The sequence below is a fragment of the Halomonas sp. AOP30-A1-24 genome (genome assembly GCF_052378165.1).
In the GTDB taxonomy this organism is placed as follows: domain Bacteria; phylum Pseudomonadota; class Gammaproteobacteria; order Pseudomonadales; family Halomonadaceae; genus Vreelandella; species Vreelandella citrativorans.
The window spans coordinates 119,172-139,607 of sequence record NZ_JBQSXL010000009.1 but is presented as its reverse complement, the minus strand read 5'-3'; the positions used below and the strand labels follow the sequence as shown (position 1 = coordinate 139,607).

Below are 20,436 nucleotides of genomic sequence, written 5' to 3'. Positions count from 1 at the left end.
GCGCAGCGGCGGCATGGCCTTGATGGCGACTGCCCAGGCGCGTCCCGAGCCTATTCCTGTTTATGCCGAGATGAGCAGCATCAACCCGGTATTCCTGTTCCCTGAGGCACTGCAAGCACGCGGCAACAAGATTGCCGAAGGCTTTGTTGCCTCGCTGAATATGGGCGCGGGTCAGTTCTGCACCAACCCTGGTCTGGTCATTGGCCTTAAAGGCGCTGACCTGGATGCGTTTATCACTACCGCTGGGGAAGCCGTTAAAGCCAGCGGCGCCCAAACGATGCTGACGCCCGGCATCCATGAGGCGTATCAAAGCGGTGTCTCCGCCCTTTCGGGCCAGCCAAGCGTCAAGGAAGTGGCCCGTGGTCAGTCAGGTAGCGGCCCGTATAGCTGTCAACCGGGGCTATTTGTAGCCAGCGCTCAGAATTTCCTTAACGATGACGCGCTTCAGGGCGAAATCTTCGGCGCTGCCTCGCTGGTCATTGAGTGCGCTGACGTGCAGGAGATGCAGCGTGTTGCCGACCAGCTCGAAGGTCAGCTGACGATTACCCTGCAAATGGACGATGGCGACCTGGAGGCCGCAAAATCACTTCTGCCCACGCTTGAGCAGCGCGCCGGCCGACTCCTGGCCAATGGCTGGCCGACCGGGGTCGAAGTGGGCCACGCGATGGTGCATGGAGGACCGTTCCCGGCAACGTCCGACAGCCGCACTACGTCTGTCGGCAGCGCCGCGATTTATCGCTTCCTGCGCCCCGTTTGCTATCAGGACCTGCCTGCTGGCTTACTGCCTGAAGCATTGCGCGACGATAATCCTTTTAAGGTTTCGCGACTGGTGGATGGTAAGCGCGAGGGCTAACAGCCTGCCTGTTCATACGATTGCCTCGCTGGTTAAACCAGCGAGGCAATTCTTATATCAATAGCCCATCACCCCTGGCAGCCAAGTGGCCAATCCTGGCACAGCAATCAACAATAATATGGTCGCTATAATAGGCAGCAAAAACGGTAGTACCGCCTTGACCACCTGGCCATAACGCAGTCGTGTAATGCCTACCATCATGAACAGCACCGTGCCGAACGGCGGCGTAATCACCCCAACCGATAGGGTAATTACCATCACGATACCGAAATGCACCGGGTCCAAACCGGCACTCAACGCCGCCGGTACCACAATGGGTGTAAAGATCAGGATGCTTTCTATCACCGACATAAAGCAGCCGATCAGCAAGAAGAACAGCGCAAAGCAAATCAACAGCGCAATAGTGGGCATATCGACACTGGCCACTTGACCGGCCAGCGCCTGGGGAATGCCCATACGCACCAGAATCCAGCCATAAAAGCTTGATACCGCAATGATCAGCAGGATGACCGCGCTGAACATCAGCGTGCGCCGAAACGCGTCGTACAGGCTCTTCAAACTCAAGTCACGATAGATCACCCCACCCAGTATCACCGCATACAGCGAGGCAATCGCGCCGGCTTCTGTCGGTGTGAAAAAGCCGCCCCAAATACCACCAACGATGATTGCAGGCATCATCAAGGGCAAAATGGCCCGCTTGCCGGTTCGTACGACTTCGCCTGCATCAAAAGGCACGGGAGCGGGCATCACGACTTTCCCCGTGGCGCCGAGTAAAACGGTCATGCCCATAAGCAGCAGCGCCATCAAAATACCCGGCACAAGCCCCGCCATAAAGAGCCCACCGATGCTTACATTGGCGAGCCAGCCGTAAACCACCAGCGCGATACTAGGCGGTAAAATCGGGCCAACCACGCTCGAAGCCGCGGTAATTCCGGTCGTATAGTCGAGCGCATAACCACGCTCTTTCATCGCCTTGATTTCGATACTGCCAAGCCCGGCGGCATCGGCCACTGCCGTGCCGGACATGGTGGCAAAGATAGAGCTTGCCACCACGTTGGCGTGACCCAGCCCGCCTTTGGTACAGCCCACCAGAGCCGTCGCAAAATCAAATATCCGGGTGGTGGTCGAACCCAGGTTCATGATGTTGGCCGCCAGGATAAACAGCGGAATCGCCATCAAGGTGAAGTTGTTAAGCGTTTGCACCATGCGCAGTGAAAGCAGCTCAACCGGCAAGCCACCGGCCCCGGTTACCGCTAGGGCAATAAACGAGGTAACCCCAATCGACACCACCACAGGCAGGCCGATCATCATTAACAGCAGCAGCCCGCCGACGAATATCGCAAGTTCCATCATGGCGTTATCTCCTCGTGCGCGGGCTTATTCAACCACGTAACGGGACCGCGTAAGGTTTGCCAAGTGGCGATCAGCGCCATGGCAACAAAACTGAATAACAAGCCGTAATAGAGATAGGAGAAGCTGATGCTCAACGAGACCGTTTTATTGTTGGCGCTCATATCGGACATGATCCAGGCGCCCCAGCTCGCCAGCACAAAAAAACCGACGGAGATAATGGCCGTCAGCCGATACTGCACCTGATGACCCAGCGCACTCAGCCGGTGACTAAACAGGTCCACTACCAGATGGTCGCTGCGCACCCAAGCGGAGATCGAGCCAAAACCAATGGCGTAAATAGCCAGCAGCGAGACGACTTCCTCGCTCCAGGGCATGCCCCAGTTGAGCAAATCGCGGGCAACCACGGCGGCCACGATCAAGCCTAAAATGCCGACTAATAGCGCTACACCCACGGCATCGCATAGGCGAGTGACATAGCGCAGGGTATAAAAAGCCAAACGATCGGCTCCGTTTGCGGGTGGCAGTGCTCCATCCACAAGATAACTCCTTACCTAAGACGGTGGCGGCATCATCATGCCGCCACCTGGTGATGATCAGTCGCTTGCTTGGCTCGCGCTGATAGCGTCGTCGCGTACACCGTCGGCCATTTCTGACAGCACACGATCAATGGCGGGCATGGCCGCTTCACGGAAGGCTTCAGTATCCGGCTGGACAACCGTCATACCCTCTTCCTGAAGGGCATCCAGATAAAAATCATCCAGTTCGAGCTCCTGCTCGGTGCCGTAGGCACGAGCGACATCAACCGCCTCAGAAATCAGCGCCTGATCCTCTTCCTCCAAGCCGTCCCACCAACGCGCGCTGGCAACCCAGCTCCAGGGGAACTGCACGTGGCTGGTGGTAATGAGGTAGTCCTGCACTTCCCACAGGCGCCGCGTGTAGGGCGAAGAGAGGGAGTTTTCATGGCCATCAACCTGGCGGGTCTGCATGGCGAGATAGATTTCCGGCGCGGGCACGTTCACTACCTGCGCGCCCAGTTCCTCCCAGACCTCTAGCCAGATCGGCAGTGACGGCAGGCGTAGCCGGAAGCCTTGCAAATCTTCTGGCGTATGGATTTCTTTATTGGCGGTCATATGACGTGGGCCACGGTGCTGAACACCCAGAAACTTAAGGCCGCCCTGCTGTTCTGCCTGTTCGATCAGCGTCTGGCCCGATGGGCTATCGATATAGCTGTCTACCTCATCCCAGGTCGTGAACAGGAAGGGCACGGTAATGGCGTCGTACTCCGGCGCATATTGCTGGCGCCAGTTGCCACCGGTGAGTGAAAGCTGGGTCTGGCCCAGGTTGAGCAGCTCCAGTACGGAATCTTCACCGCCCAGGGAACCCGCGAGAAAAGGCCGCACGTTGAAACGCCCCGGCGCCTGCTCTTCCAGGTACTCCGCAAAGCGTTCAACCGCAGCACTTTCAGAGCCGCCTTCACTCATGGTGTTGTTAACTTGAATTTCAATCGGGTTGGCCAGCGCGAAGGGAGCAACCGCTAAAATGCCTACTGCAGTGAGCGTGGCAAGTAGTGATTTTTGCATGAGATGTACTCTCTCAATTTGTCGTTATAGGCAGAATGGTGCGATGTTGTTCTATCGATCTTGAAACAAGCCGCCGATACGCTCAAATCGACGTTCGAGAAGGCTGACTTCGCAAAATACGATGGCTGGAGACTCCATGACAGTGGGCGTTTGAGGGCTCTCGTAAAACAGCATACGACTAAAGATGGAGAAGCACCGGCAGTCGTTAGCCAGGTTTGTTCAGGGCTAGCCGATAAGGGAGGGCTCAGAATGTTAATGAGCTTTCTCCAAACGCGAACCCGAAAGGGGACGCGTAGCCTTTAAGAAGACGTCGTTTCAGCCTTAACCAGATGATCCACTAAATGACGGGCAGTGGCCGGTAGGGTGGCGTAGCGGCGCATACCGATCACCAGCTCGCGCTGCGCCCAGGGGTCGCTAAGCGGAATACTGTTCAACTCCAGATCGCCCAATTCACGATAGATGGTCTTTTCAGGCAGTATGCCCACGCCCATCCCGTGATGAATCATGCGGCAAATGGCATCGAAGCTACGCACCTGAATGCGCATCCGTAACGCCTTGCCAGCAATATTGGCTTGTTCATGCAGTAGTGCTTGCAGCGAGGCATCCTGCTGGAGGCCGATAAAATCGAAGTCGAGCGCCTCATTGAAGGCAATACTTTCACGCGCCGCCAGCGGGTGATTGCCAGGCGTTACCAATACCAGCCGGTCATTCCGGTACGAAAGCTGTTGGAGGTCAGGTGCCGCGACATGCCCCGCGAAGATGCCGATATCGGTCAATCCATCGCGCACGGCGGCCACAATTTCACTACTCACCCGCTCCTGCAGGTCGATTTTAATATCGGGATAGTGGTGAGAGAAAGTGCTGAGATCCTGGGGAAGAAACGCAATAATGGCCGAGGTGTTGGAGTGGATGCGCACATGGCCGCGCACCCCTTCGCCATATTCACTTAGCTCCGCTTCCAGGCGCTCGATATTATCCATAATGCGTCGAGCGTGGTGCAGAAACGCTTGGCCAGCGGGGGTTAGCTCAACGCCTCTGGGGCGGCGATAAAGCAACGTCGTCCCGACCAGCGCCTCAAGGTCGCTAATCCGCTTACTCACCGCAGCAAGCGCTAAATGCTCACGTTCGGCCGCTGCCGTCAGGCGTCCTTCATCTGCCACAGAAATAAACAGTTTAAGGGTGACAAAGTCGAAGCGGCGCATGATCAAATCTCTTAACTAACAGTCTGCCCATGCTAGCGCATACCTTCGCCAGCCACGAACCCTTTGTTACCCATTGCCTAATTGTCGCCTCTAAACGGCTGCCCCATGCTGGCGCTCACTACGAATAACGACAAGTAGAGGAGAGCCTTAATGAACGCTCCTGAAGCGCGTAAGCTTCCCTTACAGGACCTAAAAGTACTTGAGCTAGGCCAGCTGATTGCCGGCCCCTTCGCCACCAAACTGCTGGGTGAGTTTGGCGCTGACGTAATCAAGATTGAGCCGCCCGGCACCGGCGACCCACTTCGCAAATGGCGAATGATTGAAGACGGCACCTCGCTTTGGTGGCACGTGCAGACCCGCAACAAGCGCTCAGTGGCGCTGGACTTACGCAGCGAAGAGGGCCAGGCCCTGGTGCGCCAGCTTGCCGCCGAGGCAGACGTGGTCGTGGAGAATTTTCGCCCCGGCACGCTTGAAAGTTGGGGGCTAGGTTGGGAAGCGTTATCAGCCCTCAACCCACGGCTGATCATGGTGCATATTTCGGGTTACGGGCAGACCGGCCCCTACCGCGACAAGCCCGGTTTTGGCGTAATTGGCGAAGCAATGGGTGGGCTGCGCTACCTTACCGGCCAGCCGGACGAACCCTCCGTGCGGGTGGGCGTGAGCATCGGCGACTCGCTTTCCGCCCTTTACGCGGTGATCGGCACCTTGTTGGCTCTTCAAGAGCGCGACCGCAGCGGCCTGGGCCAGGAAATTGATGTCGCGCTGTATGAATCAGTGTTTGCCATGATGGAAAGCCTGCTGCCGGAGTTTGATGCCAGCGGCCAGATCCGCGAGCCCAGCGGCAGCGCCCTTCCCGGCATTACGCCTTCAAACGCCTACCGCTGCCTGAACGGCGACTACGTGCTCATCGCCGGCAATGGCGACAGCATCTTTAAACGCTTGATGGGCGTGATTGGCCGCGAGGATTTAGGAAGCGACCCAGCGCTTGCCCATAACGATGGGCGCAGCCGGCAAGCCACCATGATTGACGCAGCCATTGAAGCCTGGACGCTAGAACGCCCGCGCGATGTCATTCTACAAGCCCTGGACGATGCCCGGGTGCCCGCCGGCTACCCCTATACCGCTGAAGATATCGCCTTTGACCCTCACTACCTGGCGCGAGAGATGATCCAAACCCTTACCCGCCCCAATGGCCAACCGCTCAAAGTGCCCGGCGTACTGCCCAAGCTAAGCGCCACGCCTGGGCGTTTGGGCAATGGCGGCCCGAGCCTCGGTCAGCATACCGACGCCGTACTGGACGAGCTGGGTATCGATCAAGAAACCCGCACCAAACTGCGCCAAGCAGGCATCATTTAAGGAGTTTGTTATGAGCCAGTTATCACCCTGCCCTTTGAGAATCGAAATCAATGAAGTCGCCCCCCGTGACGGCCTGCAAATTGAAGCGCGTTTTGTACCCACACAGGACAAAATCCGCTGGATTGACGCACTCTCCACGACAGGCCTCAAGCGCATCGAAGCGACGTCGTTTACTTCCCCCAAGGCGATTCCCAACCTGCGCGATGCCGCCGACGTTGTTACCGGCATTCAGCGCCGTGAAGGCGTGGACATCACCGTGCTGGTACCTAACGTAAAAGGTGCAGAACGCGCACTTGCCTGCAACGTTGATGAGATCAACCTGGTGATGTCGGCAAGCGATAGCCATGGCCTTGCTAACCTGCGCATGACGCCCGAGCAATCTCTTGAACAATTTGCGGCTATTTTGGACGTGACTCAGGGCAGCGGCGTGTTTATCAACGCCTCGCTCTCCACCACGTTCGGCTGCCCTTTTGAAGGCGAAGTGCCCGAAGCGCGGGTACTGGAACTGGTTGAACAGCTGATTGCGCTGGGCATCCAGGGTGTCACGCTGTGCGACACCACCGGCATGGCCAACCCAGCTCAGGTCAAACGTCTGTGTGAAGCGGTGCTTGAGCGCTGGCCCGAAACGCCGTTTACCCTACATGTTCACAACACTCGCGGCATGGGCCTGGCCAATGCCCTGGCAGCCTGGCAGGCAGGGATTACCCGCTTCGACTCAGCACTCGGCGGCCTGGGCGGCTGCCCCTTTGCCCCCGGCGCCACCGGCAACGTATGCACCGAAGATTTAGTGCATATGTTCGAAGCCATGGGCGTGAACACCGGTGTTGACCTGGACGCCCTGCTTAACGTCGCCGCTACTCTCCCCGAGCTTATCGGCCATGAGGTACCGGGGCAGGTGGTGAAAGCGGGTAAATCGACCCGGCGTTATGCGATGCCAGCATCAGCTCTTCAACAATGAACGGCACTATTCTCGGGCTACATTGAGATCTTTAGCTAAAAGAGCTATATAACTATTACCCGACACAACTTTGCCATATAAACGTCACACAACAGCAACACCTTCAACGCAAGCTGACCAACAATAACCAACAGCTGGTGATGTGTGTTATGAATCAATCGCGAATCCGCTTGGATCGCGTCACCAAGCGGTGGGGTGCGACCGCTGCGGTCGATGAGATTTCCTTCGACGTGACGCCCGGCCAGTTTGTCATTCTGCTGGGCCCTTCAGGTTGTGGGAAGTCGACCACGCTGCGCATGATTGCGGGCCTGGAAGAGGCAAGCGACGGGCAGATCCATATTGGTGAGCGTGACGTTACGCGCCTGCCGCCGGGTGACCGTGGCTTAAGCATGGTGTTTCAATCCTATGCGCTATTCCCGCATCTAAGCGTTGCCGACAATATCGTGTTTGGCCTGCGCAGCCGCAAAGTGCCCAAAGCTGAACAGCGCGAGCGGCTGGCCAAGGTGGCTGAGCTTGTCGACCTTACCGATTACCTGAACCGTAAACCTGCCCAACTCTCTGGCGGCCAACGCCAGCGGGTGGCGCTGGCCCGCTCGATTATTTCTGAACACCCGATCTGCTTGATGGATGAGCCGCTCTCCAACCTGGATGCGCGGCTGCGCAGCGATATGCGCCGCGAAATCAAGGCGCTACAAAGCCGCCTGAACATGACGGTGATTTACGTGACCCACGATCAGGTCGAGGCCATGAGCATGGGAGACCGCGTGATCCTGATGCAGCACGGCCGCATCGTTCAGGACGGGTCGCCTGACGCGCTTTATAACCAGCCAGCCAGCGCCTTTGCCGCTAGCTTTATAGGGAGCCCTGCCATGAACTTGCTGCCACTTGTTAAAGGCGACCAAGGCGCTGTTATCGACGGCGAGCCAACCACCACGGTCGCGCCGCTGGAAGCCGTTGGCGGTCAGCTAGGCATTCGCCCGGAAGATATTGAGCTGCGCCCGGCGTCGAAGCCAGGCGTGCTGGCCACCGTACTTAGCGAGGAGTATTTAGGCGCCGACACGATTGTCCATGTGGCGGTGGGTGCACACAGCCTGCGCGTACGCATCAACGGCAAACCCGCACTGACTGACGGCACTTGTCGGCTCTATTGGGCGCCAGAAAACGCCCACTTGTTTGCAAATAACGGGTTACGTCTGGATAGCGTTTTGCCAAGTGCGTTACCAGGCTCGCCTCGCGTCGTTTCTCGTCCACCGGCGGTGGGCTCTTTCCAACACTGATATTCGTGGAGTCTTTTTATGCGTTTGCGTATCCCCTTCGCTACCACCGCGCTTGTGGCTGGCATGTTAAGCGCCACCCAGGTCAACGCGAATACCGTTGACCTGACCATGTACTACCCGGTTTCAGTGGGCGGCGCGCTGACCAATGTCATTGACGACTTAGTGGCCGAGTTTGAGAGTGAGCATCCCGACATTTCGGTAGAAGCCATCTACGCCGGCAACTACGACGACACCCGCGTGCGCACCATGTCGGCAATTGAATCAGGCGATACACCGCAGCTATCGGTGATGTTCTCGATTGATCTTTACGAACTGGTTGAGCAGGACGCCATCGTGGCGTTCGATGATCTGGTCGAAACCGATGAAGAGCGCGACTGGCTTGACGGCTTCTACCCCGGTTTGATGGAAAACGGCCAGTTGGATGGCGACACCTACGGCATTCCTTTCCAGCGCTCCACCATTGTGCTGTTTTGGAACAAGGACGCTTTTGAAGCGGCCGGTTTAGACCCTGAAATCCCGCCAGAAAACTGGCAGGAAATGGCCGAGATGGCGGCAACGGTTCGCGAAGCCTCCAACGGGGAGCAGTGGGGCGTGATGGTGCCGTCTACCGGCTACCCGTACTGGATGTTCCAGGCGTTCGCGTTTCAGAACGGCCACCGCTTGATGAGCGAAGACGGCACCGAGGTCTATTTTGATGCCCCCGCCGCCGTTGAAGCGCTTGAGTACTGGGTGTCGCTAGCAACCGAACATGACGCCATGCCAGATGGCACCATCGAATGGGGCACGCTGCGCCAGAACTTCCTTGAGCAATCTACCGCCATGATGTGGCATACCACCGGCAATCTAACCGCCGTGCGCAATGAAGCCGATTTTGATTTTGGCGTCGCCATGCTGCCCATGAACACCCAGCGCGGCAGCCCCACCGGCGGCGGCAACTTCTACGTCTTTAAAGATGCCTCTGAAGAGGAGCAGCGCGCTGCGATGACGTTTATCCGCTGGATGACCGCACCCGAGCGCGCCGCCGACTGGTCGATTGAAACAGGCTACATGGGCGTTAGCCCCGCCGCTTACGAGACTGACGCGCTGCGCGAATACGTGGAGAGCTTCCCGCCCGCCGCTGTTGCCCGCGACCAGCTGGAATATGGTACTGCCGAGCTTTCCACCTATCAGGGTGGCCGCATTCGTCGCACGCTGGATAACGCCGTTCAGGCAGCGTTAACCGGCCAGATGGAACCGGAAGCCGCGCTTAACCAGGCCCAGCAGGAAGCGGACGCCATACTGCGGCGTTACGCACGTTAAGCCCTTTCTTACCCATTCGCCGGGGTTCGCCCCGGCGTTTCCTATAAGTAGCCGTTCCCCATGGCATTAACCGCCCACCACAAAATGCAGATGTATGGCGCGCTGCTGTTACTGCCCGCTGCCGTGCTGTTAGCCACTTTTGCGTACCTACCCACGATTACGACCGTGATTCAAAGCCTGTTTCTGCCCGGCTTTCGCGGTGCCCCGCCGGAATTTGTCGGGCTTGAGAATTATCATTTTTTGTTCGATGACGCCAAGTTCTGGAAGGTGGCGCGCAATAACTTGATCTACGCGTTGGGCACAATCCCCGCCTCCATCGCCTTGGCGCTCGGCATGGCACTATTCGTTAACGGCAAACTGCCGGGGCGCGGCCTTGTGCGCATGGCCTACTTCACACCAACTATTTTGCCCATGATTGCCGCAGCCAATATCTGGATGTTTTTCTATGCCCCGCAAATTGGCCTGTTTAACAAGCTGCTCGGGGCGCTGGGGTTTTCCGGGGTGAATTGGCTGGGCGACCCAAGTGTCGCGCTGGGCTCGGTGATGGTGATGTCGGTCTGGAAAGAAGCCGGCTTTTTTATGATTTTTTATCTCGCGGCGCTTCAAGGCATTCCGCCCGAGCTAAAAGAAGCCTCCGATCTTGAAGGCACCAGCCGCTGGAGCTTCTTCTGGCGAGTGACGTTTCCGCTCTTGATGCCCACCACGCTGTTTGTGCTGATCAACGCATTAATCAATGCGGTACGCGTGGTTGATCACCTGTTTATTCTGACCAAGGGCGGCCCCAATAACGCGACCAACCTGTTGCTGTATTACGTCTACGAAAATGCCTTCTCGTTTTTTGATCGCACCACGGCGGCCACCATCACAGTGGTGATTCTGCTGGTACTCGCGGTGGTTGCCACGCTGAAGTTCACGATCCTGGACCGCAGGACGCACTACCAATGAGTTCAACGACAATACACTCAAGCGCCAAAAAACCTACGCCTCGATCTCGCCAACTATCACTTCCATCGCTTGAAACTCTGGCGGCGTGGCTATTGGCGGTGATTTGGATTTTTCCGCTGCTGTACGCTTTTTGGGCGGCCTTCCACCCCAGCGAATTTATGGTGCGCTTTGATCTATTCGCCCCCCTGACGCTGGATAATTTCGTTAACGCCTGGGCCCAAGCGCCCTTCGCCCGCTATTACTTCAACACCTTTGCCCTGGTTACCGGCGTGGTATTGGGCCAATTTGTGGTGTGTACGCTGGCAGCCTTTGCCTTTGCACGGTTTCCCATTCCGGGTAAAAACCTGCTGTTTATGCTGGTGCTGATTCAGCTGTTTGTCTTTCCCGAAGTGCTGATCGTGGAGAACTACCGTATCGCCAGCGAGTTGGGATTAATCAATACCATCACCGGTATTGGCCTGCCTTATGTGGCCAGCGCCTTTGGTATTTTCCTGCTGCGCCAAACGTTCAAGACCATTCCGCGCGAGCTTGAAGATGCCGCGCGCATAGAAGGTTGCAGTTGGCTGGAAATTCTCTGGAAGGTCTACGTACCGTTGGCCAAGCCTACCTACCTACCTAGCCTATGGACTGGTTTCCATTAGCCATCACTGGAACAACTTTTTATGGCCGCTGGTGGTCACCAATTCGGTGGAAAGCCGCACGTTAACCGTTGGCTTGGGCGTATTTTCCGCCCCGGAAACGGGGGTTAACTGGGCAACGGTCAGCGCGGCCACGCTACTCAGTATCGCGCCGCTGTTAGTGGCGTTTCTGCTTTTTCAGCGCCAGTTTGTGCAGTCTTTCCTACGGGCTGGCATCCGTTAGGCTTAGTACGAAAACCCTAATCAACGGGCAAGCGGCTTTTCGTGCGACAATCCCCGCTCGGCAAAAAGGAGAGCGAGGATGCACGGCGAACCCAACCCGGCGGCCCTCACGGTGCTGCAGGAAGTCTTTGGCTACGACAGCTTTCGCGGCCCACAGCAGGCGATTATTGATCATGTGGTTGCCGGTGGCGATGCACTGGTATTGATGCCCACCGGCGGCGGTAAATCGCTGTGCTACCAGATCCCCGCGTTGTTACGCGAAGGCACCGCCGTCGTGGTTTCCCCGCTGATCGCACTGATGCAGGATCAGGTGGCAGCACTCGTACAGAACGGCGTACGCGCTGCGTATCTCAACTCCAGCCTTGATTACCATGAGGCGGTCGAGGTGGAGAATCGCCTGCGTTCAGGCGAGCTGGACCTTTTATACGTCGCCCCCGAGCGGCTTGCCATGCCGCGTATGCAGGCGCTTCTTGAGCAGGCCCGGATTGCCCTGTTTGCGATTGACGAGGCCCACTGCGTTTCCCAGTGGGGCCATGACTTCCGCCCTGAGTATCGCCAGCTCTCTCAGCTTCATCAGCGCTTTCCCCAAGTGCCGCGAATCGCGCTCACCGCCACCGCCGATGTGCCCACGCGAGGCGATATCATTGAGCACCTGCAACTGGGCGAGGCAGCGCTTTATAACAGCGGCTTTGACCGCCCCAACATCCGCTACCATATCGCTGAAAATCAGGGCAACGCCCGTGAACAGTTGCTGCGCTTTATCCGCGACAACCACGCAGGCGAAGCCGGGATTGTGTACTGCCTATCTCGGCGCAAGGTAGATGACACCGCCGCCTGGCTTGAGCGCCAGGGGCTAACCGCGCTGCCCTATCACGCTGGACTTCCCGCCGAGCAGCGCCAGCATCACCAGACGCGTTTTCTGCGCGAAGATGGTGTGGTGGTAGTGGCCACCATCGCCTTTGGTATGGGCATCGACAAGCCGGACGTGCGCTTTGTCGCCCACCTCAACCTGCCCAAGAGCATTGAAGCTTACTATCAGGAAACCGGCCGCGCCGGGCGTGATGGTCTCCACGCCGATGCGTGGATGGCTTACGGCTTGCAGGATGTGATTACGCTGCGTCAGATGCAGCAGAACTCCAGCGCAGATGATCACCAGAAGCGTATCGAGCAGCAAAAGCTCGATGCCATGCTGGGGCTTTGCGAGATCATCAGTTGCCGCCGCCAGGCGCTTTTGCACTACTTCGGCGATCATTTGGATGCGCCCTGCGGTAACTGCGACAACTGCCTGACGCCGCCTGAGACCTGGGACGCCACGGTGGCCGCGCAAAAAGCGTTGTCGTGTGTCTACCGCACCGAGCAGCGCTTCGGCGTCACCTACTTGGTGGATGTGTTGCTGGGCAAAAACAACGAGCGCATCACCCGCTTTGGTCATGACAAGATCAGCACCTTTGGCATCGGCAAGGATCTCTCGGCCAACGAATGGAAGGCGCTGTTTCGCCAATTGATCGCCAGCGGCTTTCTAAGCGTGGATATGGAAGGTCATGGCGGGATTCGCTTAACGGCAGACGCCAAGCCGGTGCTGCGCGGCGAGCAGCCACTAACCCTGCGCAAGCCCAGCAAAACCAGGACCGCCCGGCGCGGCAGCAAGAGCAATTCGGCAGCACCCGGCCACGGCCCTTTGTGGGAAGCCCTGCGCCAGCACCGCAAAGCGCTTGCCGAAGCCCAGGGCGTGCCTGCCTACGTTATCTTCCACGACGCCACGCTTGCCGAAATGACCGAACAGAAGCCGCATAGTTTGCAGGCGCTTGGCGATATCTCCGGCATTGGCGCCCGCAAGCTTGAGGATTATGGCGAAGGCTTTCTAGCGGTGATTCAAACCCACGCAGATGCCACGCTTTAAATGCAGAGACCGTTTACCGGCAGTGTTCGCCGCGGGCGATGGCAGCCTGGTCAAACACGCCGGTATCGAGCACCCAGCCGGTGACTAGCGCGGCGGGCGTAACATCAAACGAAGGGTTCCACACCGGCGCATTTTCCGGCGCCCAAACGACATCCCCGAACGCACCGGTGGCGCCGCGTATTTCTGCGGCGTCGCGCTGCTCAATCGGAATGTCATCGCCGGTCGCGCAGGCCTTGTCTACCGTGGTGTAGGGCGCCACTACGTAGAACGGCACCTTATGGTGGTTGGCGACCACTGCCAGCATGTAAGTGCCCACTTTATTGGCAAAGTCGCCGTTGGCGCAGATGCGGTCGGCACCGACCATCACTTTATCCACTTTGCCTGCGGCCATTAGGCTTGCCGCCATGCTGTCCGCAATTAGCTGATATGGAATATCCAGGTCGGCCATTTCCCAGGCGGTTAATCGGCCGCCCTGAAGCAGCGGGCGGGTTTCGTTAACGTACACATGCAGCGCTACGCCGCGCTTTTTAGCGACCGCCAGCGCGCCAATCGCCGTGCCGACACCGGCCGTCGCCAGGGCGCCGGTATTGCAGTGAGTAAGCACTCGCTCGCCGTCTTTCAGTAAGTCCGCGCCGCGCTCGGCCATTTGCAAACACAGCTCGCGGTCCTCTTCAAACAGCATGGCGGCGCGCTCAGCAAGCGCAGCCGGTCCTTGAGCAAAGCAGGCCTCCATGACATCCAGGCAGTACATCAAATTAACCGCCGTGGGGCGCGTAGCCCGTAAGCGATCACTTACCCACTGCCATTCGCTCTCCTGCCCTGGATGTTGCGCGGCATACTGCGCCAGCACAAAGGCCGCACTCAGGCCAATCAGCGGCGCGCCGCGAATCGCGAGGCTTTTCACCGCCACCTGCCAATCTTCTGGGCTTGCACAGCGCACCCACGTTTCGGCCTGCGGCAGGCGAGTCTGATCCAGGTACTCAAGCGAGTCGGCGTACACCCGTAAACTGCGTGACTGAAGATGAGGCATCAGAGGCTCCTTGAGTACTGCGATAAAGAACGTATGGAAAGATCGTTTGGAAAGAACGAATACGCCGCGTGGCTTATCAGCCGCGGAGCATATCATATAGAATGAAGGCCTTTGAAAGCGACGCGATACTGACCCTACGATGACATTACAAGACGAACTGCTAGCAGCGATCTCTTGGGCGGCCCGGCAAGGCTGGACGCCCGCCACGGGCGGTAATTTTTCTGCCCGAGTGCCGCAAGGTTATCTGGTCACCGCCTCGGGCCGTGATAAAACACGCATTCAAGCCGATGACTTATTGCTTTGCGACCTTGAAGGGCGCGTACTTGAAGGCAGCGGCAAACCTAGTGCGGAAAGTGACCTTCATGCGGCACTTTATCGGATGGATGAACAGATTGGCTGTGTACTGCACACCCACACCGTGGCAAGCACCGTCCTTTCGCGTCGTTTTCCTGAAGGCATTGCGCTAAGCGGCTTTGAAATGCAAAAGGCGCTACAAGGTAATAGCACGCATGACGCCACCATTCACTTGCCGGTGGTGCCCAACTCCCAGGATATGAGCGAGCTTGCCGACCATGTACGGGCAGGTTGGCCTATGCCCTGGGGCTTTCTGGTGGCGGGCCACGGTATTTATGCCGTGGGCAGCAGCATTGCCGAGTGCCGCCGCCATTTGGAAGCCATTGAGTTTTTACTTGCCTGTGTCCTTGAAGAGAGCCGGTGGTCCAAATGATCAATAACCCAGATGTTAATAAGACAGATATTGATAACACCAGCATTCGCGCCGTGGTCACCGATATCGAAGGCACCACCACCGATATCAGCTTTGTGCATAAAGTGCTGTTCCCCTACGCCCATGATCAGTTGCCCGAGTACGTGTACACCCACTCGGCCCAACCTGATGTGGAAGAGCAGATAGACGCGGTACGCAATGAGCTCAATGAACCGGACGCCTCGCTGGATAAAGTCGTTGAAACTCTGCTCTACTGGATCGAAACTGACCAGAAAGTTACGCCGCTCAAAGCGCTTCAGGGCATGATGTGGGCTGATGGCTACCAGCGTGGCGCCTTTAAAGGACATCTGTATAGCGATGTCGCCCCGCGTCTTCGTCAGTGGGCAGAGGCCGGTAAACAGCTTTATGTCTACTCGTCAGGCTCCGTGCAGGCGCAAAAGCTGCTGTTTGGCTACAGCACAGAGGGCGATTTAACCCCGCTGTTTAGCGGCTATTTCGACACCCATATTGGTCACAAGCGCGAAGCCTTGGCGTATCAGCATATCGTCAGCAAGCTACAGCTTCCCGCCGACGAAATCCTGTTTCTATCCGATGTCGTGGAAGAACTGGATGCCGCCAAGCAAGCGGGCATGCAGACGCTGCAACTGGTGCGTGAAGGCACCCAGGCAGGCACACAGCACGCCTGTGTGACAAGCTTCGATGAAATCGATCTGTAACGGTTCAAGCTTTTAACTAGCGGAGAACGCCTTAATGTCACAACTGAAAGTATTTGCCGATCAAGATCCGAACAACGCGCTGGTCGATATTACCGACGGCGAGCAGATCAAAGCTGTGCTCAACCGTGTAGGCGTGCTGTTTGAGCGCTGGGCAACGCCGGGCGAAATTGCCGACGACGTCACTCAGGACGATATTCTGGCGCTCTACCAGGATGATATCGAGCGGCTAAAAGCCCAGGGCGGCTACCAGACGGTTGATGTGCTGCACATGGTGCCTACGCATCCTGAAAAGGATGCCATGCGCCAGAAGTTTTTAAACGAGCATCGCCACTTTGAGGACGAAGTGCGCTTTTTCGTCAAAGGCCAAGGGCTTTTCTGCCTGCATATCGAAGACAAGGTGTATCAGGTGCTGTGCACCCGCAACGACCTGATCAGCGTACCCGCCAACACGCCCCACTGGTTCGATATGGGCCCCGCGCCTGAATTTACCGCGCTGCGTTTCTTCGACAACGTAGAAGGCTGGGTGCCCCACTGGACCGAGAGCGATATCGCCGGCAAGTTTGACCGGATTGATCAGTTGTAAACGGGCGGATGCATCAGCGGCGGATTCAAAATCCGCCGCTTTTTTATGTGCCCGACATGGCTTGCCACGGCGATTGACTTTCCAACCTCCGTTACCGATGATCTTGCGCCCTTCACAGCGTATGCCTACCAAGGAGAAACGTCTTGCAAGCGAGCGTGCTTGATATCCAGGGGATTCATAAATCCTTTGGCAACAATCAGGTCTTGCGTGGCATTGATATGCATATCAATGCTGGCGAAGTCGTCGTATTGATGGGCGCCAATGGGGCAGGCAAGTCGACCCTGGTTAAGGTACTTAGCGGCTACCACGCAGCCGACCACGGCCAGATGCAGCTTGCCGGCATGCCCTACTGCCCGCGCGATGCGCGTGAGGCGATTCACCAGGGCGTGGTGACCGTACATCAATCCATCGATGACGGTGTCATCCCCGACCTGGACGTGGCCAACAACCTGATGCTGGATAGATTAGCCTCCGGCGCGCACGGCTTATGGGTCAGTGCCAAGAAGCTTCGTCAGCAGGCAAGCGAGGTTGCCGATGCCATGGGCCTGGATATCGATCTGAACGCCCGCGTTGCCGATCTTTCGGTGGCCGACCGGCAGATGATCAGCATTGCCAGGGCCATGGCCCATGCGCCCAGGCTTTTGATTCTGGATGAACCGACCTCATCGCTCTCCGCTACCGAAGCCGAGCGCCTGTTTACGGTGATCGATCGCTTGCGCGCCCAGGGCGTGGCGATTGTGTATATTTCCCACCGCATGTCCGATATCAGGCGCCTGGCGGATCGCATCATCTGCTTGCGCGATGGCCAGATCTCCGGCGTATTTGATCAAGCGCCGCTGGATCTCACGGCCGCCGTGCACGCCATGCTGGGCCAAGCGATCAATAATGCTGATATCGAACCGGCCACACCGGGTGCGCCTATCCTAACGCTGCAAAATATCGAACTGGCTAAAGGGGCAGCGCCGATCAGTTTGAGCGTGGGTGACGGCGAAATCGTCGCGTTTACCGGCCTGCTGGGCAGTGGAATGTCGGCGCTTGTCGAGACCCTGTTTGGGCTGCGTCCTTTAACGAGCGGCATCATGCAGGTCGATGGGCAGCCCTATGCGCCCGCCAATGTACGTGAAGCGCTTGCCCGGGGTGTGTTCATGTCGGTAAAAGACAGAGCGACCAACGGCGTGATTGGGGATTTTAATATCGCCGACAATATGACGCTGCCGTTTTTAAAAGCCTTTACCCGTGGGGCGTTTCTGAGCGCCCGTCAGCAGCGCGCCAGTACCGAACAGATGATTGCCCAGTTGGGGATTATCTGCCAATCCCACGCGGATTCGATTGGCACGCTTTCCGGGGGCAACCAGCAAAAGGTCATGATCGGGCGCTGGCTTCAATCGCCCAGCCGCGTGTTGCTGCTGGATGAGCCCTTTCAAGGCGTGGATATCGGGGCAAGACAGGATATAGGCCGCCATATCCGGGCAACCGCCAAAGGTCGCGCCACCCTGGTGTTTGTTTCTGAACTAGACGAGGCGATTGAAATCGCTGACCGAATTATTGTGTTACATGAAGGAGCCATTGCCGGTGAGCAATCCAACCGAGATATCGACCTCAACGCCCTCGTCGCCCAGGCCTCCGGAAAAGCCTAACGCCAGCGCCGCGAAAGCTCGCTGCCTGGAGCTAGCCATTCGCTACGGTTTCTTGCTGTTGCTTGTGGCGCTAGTGGTTTACTTCAGCTTGGCGGCCTCTGGCTTTGCGAACCCACGCTCGGCGGTATTTGTGCTTCAGTCTGTGGCAATTACCGGCATTCTGGCGTTGGGCGTGACCACTACGCTGGTGGTAGGCGGGTTTGATCTGTCCATTGGTGCCGTGGCCACCACCTCGTTGATGCTGGCGGCATACTGCATGGTGGTGCTTGAACAGCCCGCCTATGTGGCCGTGGCAGTCTGCCTGTTGATGGGTGCGTTCATCGGGCTTATTAATGGCCTGCTGATCGTCAAGTTCCGCATTCCTGACCTGCTGGCCACCCTGGGCATGATGTTTTTGCTGATTGGCCTTCAGCGCATTCCTACCCAGGGCAACTCTATCGCCACCGGTATGTCGCTGGCCGATGGCTCCACCGCGGAAGGCACGTTCTCGGCGGCGTTTCTGTGGCTGGGCAGGCACCGCTTTGACCTGATTCTGGAGCGCCTGATTCCGGTTCCGGTGGTGGTATTCGTACTGATCGCGGTCGCTATTTGGCTGTTTTTAGGTTTTACCCGTCACGGCAGGCTGATGTATGCCATTGGCTCCAACGAGCGTGCGACCGCCTTGGTGGGGGCGCCGGTAGAGCGCTACAAGATCGCGGCGTATATGATTTCTGGTGTTACCGCCTCGATTGGCGGTATTTTGCTGGCCGCCCGTTTAGGTCGGGGCGATATTGCCAGCGGCAATAACCTGTTGCTGGATAGCGTGGCCGCGGCACTAATTGGCTTTGCCGTACTAGGTGCTGCACGCCCCAACGCATTTGGCACTGCCATGGGCGCACTTTTTGTGGGGATACTGCTTCAAGGCATGACGATGATGAATGCGCCCTACTACACGCAGGATTTTGTTAAAGGCGCGGTATTGGTGGTGGCGCTCATGTTCACCTTTTACCTCTCCTCACGGCGTGGCCAATCAGGCCGTTATTAATAACGCTTCAACGCTAAAAACGTTAACAATCGGGACACCGCTATGCTTAAACACCGTATGCTCAAACGCTTTGCTGTAAGTTTTACCGCCGCCATGGCGCTACTGGGAACGATCCTGGCAACGGCTGAGGAGCGCCCGGCACCCTTCGATGCGCCGGAAGATGTCACCATCGCGCTTATCCGCTATATCTCCACGGGCGATTTTTTCCAGGCCTATCTGTCGGGTGTAGAGGCGCAAGCCGCTGCGCTGGGCGTGGGTCTGCGCGTGCTGGATAGCCGCCAGGATGCGGCCCTGCAGGCAGATATGGTGGACCAGGCCATCGCGCTCGGCGTCGACGGCATCATCATTCAACACGGGCTGCCGGAGTCCATGAAAGACGCTGCCCAGCGCGCTGTAGAGGCGGGTATTGATGTTGTGGCATTCGATGTGGAAGTGGACAACCCCGCCATCCCGCAAGTCGAGCAGTCCGATTATCTGCTGGGCGAGTTGGTGCTTAACCAGGCGCTACAGGATAACGGTGACCGCTTTACCGCAGGCTATGTTTACGTGCCAGGTATCGCGCCGCTTGATCGCCGCAACGCCGCTTGGGAAGATTTTAAAGAGGCTCACCCAAGTGTGACCGAAGCCGCCGTATTCGGCACCCTGGATAACCCGATCGCCAATTCGGTTGCCAATCAGGCCCGCGCGGTGATTCAGGCCAATCCGATGATTGATGTGTTCTTCGCGCCCTATAATGAGTTTGCAGCGGGCGTGAAAATAGCCGTGGATGAAATGGGTCTGGGTGAGGATATCGCTATTTATTCCGCCGACATCTCCACCTCTGATATTGCCGCCATGCGTGAACCCGGCTCGCCCTGGGCCGCAACGGTTGCCACCAACCCAACGGTGGTAGGCGAAGTCTCGGTACGTACACTGGCGCTTTTGATGGCCGGTGAAGCGCCCGGCCAGCAGGTTATCGTGCCGCCCACGCTGATTACTCAGGACTTCCTGAACGATAACGCTATCACCAACATGGAAACGCTGGGCGAGAATATGCCGCAGTTCTCCCATGCTGAGGTGGCGCTTGCTGATTGGCTGCCCCTGCCTGAGCGTTAATCCTTGCGAGTCATACAACAGCCGTTCAAACGCCGCGAGCC

Annotated in this window: 17 protein-coding genes and 2 pseudogenes; 14 read left to right on the top strand and 5 right to left on the bottom strand. The window is 57.6% G+C overall.

What is annotated here, in order from left to right:
* Positions 1-853, top strand: a pseudogene (locus tag ACT3TJ_RS07420) (aldehyde dehydrogenase (NADP(+))); the annotation flags it as partial.
* Between the two features lie 57 nt (positions 854-910).
* On the opposite strand, the gene ACT3TJ_RS07415 reads toward ACT3TJ_RS07420, so the two are convergent.
* From ACT3TJ_RS07415 to ACT3TJ_RS07400, 4 genes are all read right to left on the bottom strand, one after another.
* Entirely contained in the window at positions 911-2,206 is a 1,296-nt protein-coding gene (locus ACT3TJ_RS07415; RefSeq protein WP_441677543.1) for a TRAP transporter large permease, read from the bottom strand.
* Entirely contained in the window at positions 2,203-2,742 is a 540-nt protein-coding gene (locus ACT3TJ_RS07410) for a TRAP transporter small permease (protein ID WP_087111113.1), read from the bottom strand. The genes ACT3TJ_RS07415 and ACT3TJ_RS07410 overlap by 4 nt, the downstream gene beginning before the upstream one ends.
* Positions 2,743-2,799: 57 nt before the next feature.
* A complete protein-coding gene (locus tag ACT3TJ_RS07405) occupies positions 2,800-3,786 on the bottom strand; it encodes a TRAP transporter substrate-binding protein (RefSeq protein ID WP_441677540.1) in 987 nt (328 codons plus the stop codon).
* A 299-nt stretch (positions 3,787-4,085) separates the two neighbouring features.
* Entirely contained in the window at positions 4,086-4,988 is a 903-nt protein-coding gene (locus ACT3TJ_RS07400; protein ID WP_192527892.1) for a LysR substrate-binding domain-containing protein, read from the bottom strand.
* A 150-nt stretch (positions 4,989-5,138) separates the two neighbouring features.
* On the opposite strand from ACT3TJ_RS07400, the gene ACT3TJ_RS07395 reads away from it, so the two are divergent.
* The 7 genes and pseudogenes from ACT3TJ_RS07395 to recQ all read left to right on the top strand — a co-directional run bounded on the left by ACT3TJ_RS07395 (position 5,139) and on the right by recQ (position 13,583).
* The gene (locus ACT3TJ_RS07395) at positions 5,139-6,344 is read left to right on the top strand and encodes a CaiB/BaiF CoA transferase family protein (protein ID WP_441677538.1); all 1,206 of its coding nucleotides are present in this window, start codon (positions 5,139-5,141) and stop codon (positions 6,342-6,344) included.
* 10 nt (positions 6,345-6,354) lie between these two features.
* Entirely contained in the window at positions 6,355-7,302 is a 948-nt protein-coding gene (locus ACT3TJ_RS07390) for a hydroxymethylglutaryl-CoA lyase (protein WP_441677536.1), read from the top strand.
* A gap of 149 nt (positions 7,303-7,451) precedes the next feature.
* Positions 7,452-8,579 (top strand): ABC transporter ATP-binding protein, encoded by a 1,128-nt coding sequence (locus ACT3TJ_RS07385; RefSeq protein WP_441677535.1) that lies wholly within the window; start codon positions 7,452-7,454, stop codon positions 8,577-8,579.
* A gap of 18 nt (positions 8,580-8,597) precedes the next feature.
* On the top strand, positions 8,598-9,878 hold the full coding sequence (locus ACT3TJ_RS07380) for an ABC transporter substrate-binding protein (RefSeq protein WP_193056700.1): 1,281 nt from the start codon (positions 8,598-8,600) through the stop codon (positions 9,876-9,878).
* Positions 9,879-9,938: 60 nt separating this feature from the next.
* Positions 9,939-10,823, top strand: coding sequence for a carbohydrate ABC transporter permease (locus tag ACT3TJ_RS07375; protein ID WP_193056699.1), 885 nt, complete (start codon positions 9,939-9,941; stop codon positions 10,821-10,823).
* Positions 10,820-11,684: pseudogene (locus tag ACT3TJ_RS07370) on the top strand (carbohydrate ABC transporter permease). Before ACT3TJ_RS07375 ends, ACT3TJ_RS07370 begins: the two are co-directional and overlap by 4 nt.
* Before the next feature lie 78 nt (positions 11,685-11,762).
* Positions 11,763-13,583 carry a DNA helicase RecQ gene (gene recQ, locus ACT3TJ_RS07365; RefSeq protein WP_444622605.1) on the top strand — a complete coding sequence of 607 codons (1,821 nt, stop codon included), beginning with the start codon at positions 11,763-11,765 and terminating at the stop codon, positions 13,581-13,583.
* A 13-nt stretch (positions 13,584-13,596) separates the two neighbouring features.
* Here the strand turns inward: recQ and mtnA are convergent, their stop codons facing one another.
* Positions 13,597-14,613 carry an S-methyl-5-thioribose-1-phosphate isomerase gene (mtnA, locus tag ACT3TJ_RS07360; RefSeq protein WP_444622606.1) on the bottom strand — a complete coding sequence of 339 codons (1,017 nt, stop codon included), beginning with the start codon at positions 14,611-14,613 and terminating at the stop codon, positions 13,597-13,599.
* 139 nt (positions 14,614-14,752) lie between these two features.
* Here mtnA and mtnB point away from each other — a divergent pair, with 139 nt between their 5' ends.
* From mtnB to ACT3TJ_RS07330, 6 genes are all read left to right on the top strand, one after another.
* The gene (gene mtnB, locus ACT3TJ_RS07355) at positions 14,753-15,340 is read left to right on the top strand and encodes a methylthioribulose 1-phosphate dehydratase (protein WP_444622607.1); all 588 of its coding nucleotides are present in this window, start codon (positions 14,753-14,755) and stop codon (positions 15,338-15,340) included.
* Positions 15,337-16,056, top strand: coding sequence for an acireductone synthase (mtnC, locus tag ACT3TJ_RS07350; RefSeq protein WP_444622608.1), 720 nt, complete (start codon positions 15,337-15,339; stop codon positions 16,054-16,056). Before mtnB ends, mtnC begins: the two co-directional genes overlap by 4 nt.
* 34 nt (positions 16,057-16,090) lie before the next feature.
* Complete coding sequence (locus tag ACT3TJ_RS07345) at positions 16,091-16,639, top strand: 1,2-dihydroxy-3-keto-5-methylthiopentene dioxygenase (protein WP_444622609.1); 549 nt, start codon at positions 16,091-16,093, stop codon at positions 16,637-16,639.
* Between the two features lie 143 nt (positions 16,640-16,782).
* The gene (locus ACT3TJ_RS07340; RefSeq protein WP_444622610.1) at positions 16,783-18,276 is read left to right on the top strand and encodes a sugar ABC transporter ATP-binding protein; all 1,494 of its coding nucleotides are present in this window, start codon (positions 16,783-16,785) and stop codon (positions 18,274-18,276) included.
* Positions 18,212-19,300, top strand: coding sequence for an ABC transporter permease (locus tag ACT3TJ_RS07335; protein WP_319941280.1), 1,089 nt, complete (start codon positions 18,212-18,214; stop codon positions 19,298-19,300). Before ACT3TJ_RS07340 ends, ACT3TJ_RS07335 begins: the two co-directional genes overlap by 65 nt.
* Before the next feature lie 42 nt (positions 19,301-19,342).
* Positions 19,343-20,395 carry a substrate-binding domain-containing protein gene (locus ACT3TJ_RS07330; RefSeq protein WP_444622611.1) on the top strand — a complete coding sequence of 351 codons (1,053 nt, stop codon included), beginning with the start codon at positions 19,343-19,345 and terminating at the stop codon, positions 20,393-20,395.
* The last annotated feature ends 41 nt before the right edge of the window (positions 20,396-20,436 follow it).

What these genes read in the sequence shown, in the direction of transcription:
- ACT3TJ_RS07415 (WP_441677543.1), bottom strand. Translation starts at nt 2,206, where the DNA reads ATGATGGAACTTGCGATATTCGTCGGCGGGCTGCTGCTGTTAATGATG.
- ACT3TJ_RS07405 (WP_441677540.1), bottom strand. Translation starts at nt 3,786, where the DNA reads ATGCAAAAATCACTACTTGCCACGCTCACTGCAGTAGGCATTTTAGCG.
- ACT3TJ_RS07400 (WP_192527892.1), bottom strand. Translation starts at nt 4,988, where the DNA reads ATGCGCCGCTTCGACTTTGTCACCCTTAAACTGTTTATTTCTGTGGCA.
- ACT3TJ_RS07395 (WP_441677538.1), top strand. Translation starts at nt 5,139, where the DNA reads ATGAACGCTCCTGAAGCGCGTAAGCTTCCCTTACAGGACCTAAAAGTA.
- ACT3TJ_RS07390 (WP_441677536.1), top strand. Translation starts at nt 6,355, where the DNA reads ATGAGCCAGTTATCACCCTGCCCTTTGAGAATCGAAATCAATGAAGTC.
- ACT3TJ_RS07385 (WP_441677535.1), top strand. Translation starts at nt 7,452, where the DNA reads ATGAATCAATCGCGAATCCGCTTGGATCGCGTCACCAAGCGGTGGGGT.
- ACT3TJ_RS07380 (WP_193056700.1), top strand. Translation starts at nt 8,598, where the DNA reads ATGCGTTTGCGTATCCCCTTCGCTACCACCGCGCTTGTGGCTGGCATG.
- ACT3TJ_RS07375 (WP_193056699.1), top strand. Translation starts at nt 9,939, where the DNA reads ATGGCATTAACCGCCCACCACAAAATGCAGATGTATGGCGCGCTGCTG.
- recQ (WP_444622605.1), top strand. Translation starts at nt 11,763, where the DNA reads ATGCACGGCGAACCCAACCCGGCGGCCCTCACGGTGCTGCAGGAAGTC.
- mtnA (WP_444622606.1), bottom strand. Translation starts at nt 14,613, where the DNA reads ATGCCTCATCTTCAGTCACGCAGTTTACGGGTGTACGCCGACTCGCTT.
- mtnB (WP_444622607.1), top strand. Translation starts at nt 14,753, where the DNA reads ATGACATTACAAGACGAACTGCTAGCAGCGATCTCTTGGGCGGCCCGG.
- mtnC (WP_444622608.1), top strand. Translation starts at nt 15,337, where the DNA reads ATGATCAATAACCCAGATGTTAATAAGACAGATATTGATAACACCAGC.
- ACT3TJ_RS07345 (WP_444622609.1), top strand. Translation starts at nt 16,091, where the DNA reads ATGTCACAACTGAAAGTATTTGCCGATCAAGATCCGAACAACGCGCTG.
- ACT3TJ_RS07330 (WP_444622611.1), top strand. Translation starts at nt 19,343, where the DNA reads ATGCTTAAACACCGTATGCTCAAACGCTTTGCTGTAAGTTTTACCGCC.